Below are 5,129 nucleotides of genomic sequence, written 5' to 3'. Positions count from 1 at the left end.
TAACGCGGGGTGGAGCAGCCCGGTAGCTCGTCAGGCTCATAACCTGAAGGCCGCAGGTTCAAATCCTGCCCCCGCAACCAACACTGTTTTATCAACAATATCAAAGGCTTCACTTTCAACGGGTGAGGTCTTTTTGCCATTTGCCGACGAAACACCTGTCGCAAGGTGTAGTAGGCCCGCAATCGCACCATAGAGGTCGATATCGAGACCGGCGCCGTCATCCGATGGCGTTAGAACGATCTTCTCGATCAGATCGCGAAGCGCTTCTTTCGACCCGAGCATCTGATCAGCTTCGCTCAAGCCGGCGATGAGCCCTGTAATCTGCTCGCGATAGCGTGCCGCCATTGATGGGTGGAACAGGACCGGCTCCGGCGCCTCGATGGATGCAAGTTCGTGTTCGAGGGCCTTGCGGCGGCGATCGAGGTCGTTCATGCGGTCCTTGACCTGATCGGCCAGCACGCCCGCGACAATCGCGTCAACCAGTTTGGCATGGTCGTTCTTGACCCTTGCGAGCTCTGCTTCCTTGGTTTTGCGATCTGTTGCCGCTGAATTGGCCAGCCTGTTCCGTTCCGCGGTATATTCCTCACAGAAAATCCTGACAGCTTCCGGCTCCATCAGATTGTTGGTGAGCGCTTCAAGAACACGGGTCTCAAGATCTCGCTGCTTTATGGTGAGCATGTTTTTACAGACGGCGTCGCCCTTGTTGCGCGCAGCGGAGCACCCGAACGCATCTTTCTGTATTTTGGAAAAACCACTGCCGCAGCAACCGCAACGCATCAGACCGGAAAACAACGTGCGAGGACGCCGTCGGTCCCAGACGGCTGTTCCGGCGCCCTTCGATTTGAGCGCGCCTTGTCGAGCTTTGGCGGCCTCCCAGGCGCCCTGATCGATGATGCGAAGGTCCGGGACGTCGGTGATGGTCAGGTCTTCCTGCCTGTTTGGGCGTGACACTCGCTTTCCCGTCTCGGGATCCTTGACATAGGTGAGGCGGTTCCAGACAAGCCGTCCGATATAAAGTTCATTGTTGAGAATGCCGGTGCCTCGTTCCCGGTTTCCATGGATTGTTGAGGCGCCCCAATGCTTTCCGCGGGGCGCCGGGACCTGTTCGCGGTTCAGCGCTTCGGCAATCTTCTTCGGCGAGATGCCATTCGCATAGTCGCGGAAGATACGTTGGACAATGGCTGCTTCACTCTGATTGATCGCGCGTTCTCCGTGAACGGGCTCGCCCGTCTGATCGCGTATGGCAACAACATCATATCCATAGGTCTTGCCGCCGGCGGACTTGCCTGCCGATGCACGGCCGCGAAGCCCTTCGCGAGTCTTTTTGCCAAGATCCTTGAGGTAGAGGGCATTCATCGTGCCTTTCAGGCCGATATGCATCTCATCGATGCTGCCTTCCGAGATCGTCTCGATCATGACCCCGGCAAATTGAAGTTTTTGATAGAGGCCTGCGATGTCGGCCTGATTGCGTGACAGACGATCGAGGGCGTGCGTGATCACGACATCGAACTGCCGCGACTGGGCGTCGCGCATCAGCTTCTGGATTCCGCTGCGCATCAGGCTGGCGCCGGATGTTGCGCGGTCGGAATATATCTCGACTACATCGAGACCCTGACGCTTCGCATAGGCATCGCACGCGCGAACCTGGTCATCAATCGAGGCGTCCCGCTGAAGATCGGTCGAGTAGCGGGCGTATATGACAGCGCGGATGGGAGTGGACATCGCTGGTCTCCGGATAGCCTCTCACCCCGGATCGCGATCATGGTCCTTGCGTGCCTGATCACGAGCGAGAGCGCGGATGAAATTGTAGAAGTCTGCTTTATGTTCTTTATGGTCTGAAGGAGCAGTCGCATTGTCAACAGGCAAAGTGGGGGTGGCACCCGCTGCCTTGTTCCTGATTTTGACATGCCTCGTCCGTTCTCGCGCCATAGGCCCCGAGTGCTCCAGTCCGGTGGAGGCCTTGCCTCCGCTGTGATTGATGGGAGCAGTTTACCCGGTGTGCGAAAATGTTATCCAGTCCAAATAATACGAAAAACTACGTAAAATGTTGATAACTAAGGAAAATCTTATGAAAGATTCACCTTATAACGAGAGTGCATGTCGTTTGCGCTAAAACGTCTGTCATCAGCTGCCACTCTTGTGAAGAGCTATGGCCCTCGCTTCATGTTGCATCACGCGTGTTGTTCGCCTTGTTTGTTTCTCTTTCGGATGGCTTGCGAGCGTTTGCTGTTGCTGTTTTGTCTGCGCTCGGCGTCGGGCGTCGATCTGGTGGCGGCTCGATCATCGAAGCGCTTAGAAAGTTCGGTTCCGCAACGCGGCCAGCGCAGTCCCGCCGCGGCCGCTCGCTTCAGATTATCCTGAACCATGCTGCGCGCCACGCCGAGCGTTAGTGCAATCTCACGGGTGTTTCGGCAAGCCGGAGCATCTGTCGTAATTGTCTCATGGTCAGCCTTCTCTTTGCCGGCATCACGCTTCCTTTGGTCACAAGGACGGTCATGCCAAAGTTGCTGTCCCAGGGGGTGTCTCATGCCTTCAAGGTGGCCGATTATTAATCGGAATCGTGGCCGGCTTCATTCCGGAATGGCGGCCGGCTTCAAATCGGAATACCCGGCCGGTTAACTTCGGAATCCGCAGCCTAGCACCTGCGTCCGGTTCACCAAAGGCTGTTCAAGCAGCTAAGGGCGCCGACAGCAAGAGACGCCTGAAGGCGCCGAACCGGACTAAAGACCGGGTCTGTCCAAGTCTTCAGCAGGTATTTCGTCTGTCGAGACAGGGGGATACCCGGTTGAGCCGACAACCGTCCTCTTGATCAGCTTAAGAAACTTTTCGAAAATCTTTCTTGCTGGAGTTTGGCAGAGGTCAGGATTCAGGAAGTTCTGGAGCCGTCCGGTGATATTTGGATTGGAGAGTTGGAAGCCTCTGGCGGAGAAATGGATCTCGCCCCGTTCCGCTGCAGAGAGCGTTTCCTCCATCGCAACCTCAAGCTCATCAAATGCGGAGACCCTGGCTGTCAAGTCGTCCTCTCGCCGTCGGATTTCCTCTTCGCGAAGCAAAAGCCGCGCTTCTTGTGCTTCAAGGTTCTTGACGAACATCCTGGTCTTGTCCGCGATGTTTTGAGCCTCTGCCGCCGTTTCGCGCCGCATGTGTTTGACGTTCTTGATATCCTTTGCAAGTTTTTCGGCTTGGCGCTTGCGAGTGGCATGTTCGACGGTCGAAAGTCTCTCTTTGCGCGGCCCGTCGCGCAATAGCCCGCAGGGCTTTCCAACAGCATCGTGATAGTGGTCCTGAAGAGCACGCATGGCATCGTCGTAAGCCTTCATTTCGGGCACGTGTGTGCGGAGCTTTCTCGCTTCGCGAAGATGGGCACTGTTCTCCGCGCGCCATAGTCGGAGCCGTTTTTGGTTTTCCTGATGGACTTGAGTGCAGGCTTGCTCCCATTCAAAGATAGCGGCCTCGTACTTCCGTTGATTTCGGACTCGCGTTTGCTGTTTTCTGGCCAGCTTTGGTTTTCGTGGTTTGCGCGGGCGCAGCAGAAGCTCTGGCTTCGGAAGCGGTGGGATCGCCGAGGAAGTGTCGTGTGCTGCGCGATATCTGGATGCTGCATTCTTGCCGCAATGCAGGCTGGCCGCATTGAGCTTCGGGTCGTCTGCATTGATGGCCAAGATATGTGCGTGGACATACTCTTCGTCACGGTGCAGGACCGCGCTCCACTCGATGCCAGACGGCATACGGTTTTCGAAGTCCCTGAGCAATAGCGCAAGCCATTGGTTAATTACATGCCGATTTTGCGCGTAGTTTTCCTGGAGCACCGAGCACTTCATGGGGTGAGAGTGAATTTCCGTATAGAGAGTTTGAGCATCCTTCCTCAGGCGGCGCTCATATGTTTTCCCTGTCTTGGACACAACCTTTTCGCGGATTGACAGGAGTAGTTCGCTCCGTCTCCGAGCGAGTTCCTCCACTGTGTGTGTGCCACCCACGCAATGTGCTGGAAGCGGGTTGTCGACGTGCAGCGAGTATTCCGGCAGACGCATCGCCTCGCCGAACACCTGCTGTGCACTGTTTACGTGGTTTTCGTTCTGCCCCACGCTTCGAGCGCTGTCACCGTATGTCTGTATATGAATAAACTGGTAGCTCATGCTGCACCTGACCTGTATTCTTATCCTCTGAACAGAATACGGGTCGGTTGTGAAAATCGAAAACGGGATGACTGACTTTTCGGTCGACGTAAAACTATCTACATTGACAGACTGTCGTTAGTTTTTCGGGAGACATTTTCCGGGAGAATTAGAGAGGTATGTTCGGTGACTGGAGCCAGCTCTATATGCCTTTCAAGGTCGAGCAGGGACACGGAACGGAAGTTTTGTCGCCCCGAAAGCGTGATGCGGGCGCGCGGCAGTAATGTCTTCTTTCTTTCCAGTCACCGAAGTGATCGATTGGCAGTCAGACCTGCCGCCAGTCGATCATAACGCCTCGGTGCGCTCGACGCCTAACGCACACGCAGCTCATTTTGGCAATCTCTGTCAGTGAAGAGCAATGTTATTTTGTAATGCTGTGGAATCCGTCGCAATCGCCAATGCCATCTGATTTACTGATGGACCTTCCGTTGTGTAGCTCGTGCTGACCGCGCAAGGTGGTTTCCTCCCCGCGCTCTGGCTCGACACGACCCAGTAGGTCTTCGAGCTGAGGACCACTGAGTTCACGCTTGCTTACCAAGACTTTGGCCATATCCTCCAATAGACTTCGATTTCGTTCGAGGATATTTTCGGCGGTCATCTGCGCATCTTCCAACCGGCGCCTTACGCGCTGCATCTGATAGTTATCGTGGAGCATGAGGGTGGCAGTTTCGCCGCGCCAGACCGGACCGACCGCACCAAGCCCGGTGGTGGTATCGATCTTCAAAGCCAGATTTGTCGCGATCGCGAGGTCTGAACCCGAGGGACCGCCTGAGCCGGCGGACACATCTGTGAGCATGAGTTGCTCGGCGGCGCGCCCCGCCAGGAGAAATGTCATCTCCGCCTGGATATCTGACAGCAGTGTCCGTTGTCATATAAAATGGGACATCAGAGCGGCTTGAGCATTGGAGGCTCTGGCTGGTTTGTGTGATTGATTATGCTGCTTGTTTTTGATGT

The 5,129-nt window shown here is 55.5% G+C and carries 4 protein-coding genes, 1 tRNA gene and 1 pseudogene; 3 read left to right on the top strand and 3 right to left on the bottom strand.

Annotated elements, in window-relative coordinates:
• Positions 1 to 3 precede the first annotated feature (3 nt).
• Both EDC90_RS20470 and EDC90_RS21390 read left to right on the top strand, forming a co-directional pair.
• A tRNA-Met gene (locus tag EDC90_RS20470) sits at positions 4 to 80 on the top strand.
• Between the two features lie 313 nt (positions 81 to 393).
• Positions 394 to 549 (top strand): hypothetical protein, encoded by a 156-nt coding sequence (locus tag EDC90_RS21390; RefSeq protein ID WP_245511159.1) that lies wholly within the window; start codon positions 394 to 396, stop codon positions 547 to 549.
• A 90-nt stretch (positions 550 to 639) separates the two neighbouring features.
• On the opposite strand, the pseudogene EDC90_RS21385 reads toward EDC90_RS21390, so the two are convergent.
• Positions 640 to 1,722 (bottom strand): annotated as a pseudogene (locus EDC90_RS21385) (recombinase family protein); the annotation flags it as partial.
• 491 nt (positions 1,723 to 2,213) lie between these two features.
• Here EDC90_RS21385 and EDC90_RS21030 point away from each other — a divergent pair.
• Positions 2,214 to 2,390, top strand: coding sequence for a hypothetical protein (locus EDC90_RS21030; protein WP_207903989.1), 177 nt, complete (start codon positions 2,214 to 2,216; stop codon positions 2,388 to 2,390).
• A 330-nt stretch (positions 2,391 to 2,720) separates the two neighbouring features.
• On the opposite strand, the gene EDC90_RS20455 is transcribed toward EDC90_RS21030, so the two are convergent.
• Both EDC90_RS20455 and EDC90_RS20450 read right to left on the bottom strand, forming a co-directional pair.
• Entirely contained in the window at positions 2,721 to 4,136 is a 1,416-nt protein-coding gene (locus EDC90_RS20455; RefSeq protein ID WP_132314357.1) for a Mob protein, read from the bottom strand.
• Positions 4,137 to 4,536: 400 nt separating this feature from the next.
• Positions 4,537 to 5,022: a hypothetical protein gene (locus EDC90_RS20450; protein WP_281015424.1), complete on the bottom strand. Its 486-nt coding sequence runs from the start codon at positions 5,020 to 5,022 to the stop codon at positions 4,537 to 4,539.
• Positions 5,023 to 5,129 lie beyond the last annotated feature (107 nt).

The sequence above is a fragment of the Martelella mediterranea genome, assembly GCF_004342225.1.
GTDB lineage: Bacteria > Pseudomonadota > Alphaproteobacteria > Rhizobiales > Rhizobiaceae > Martelella > Martelella mediterranea_B.
This window is presented reverse-complemented; position numbering and strand designations above follow the sequence as displayed.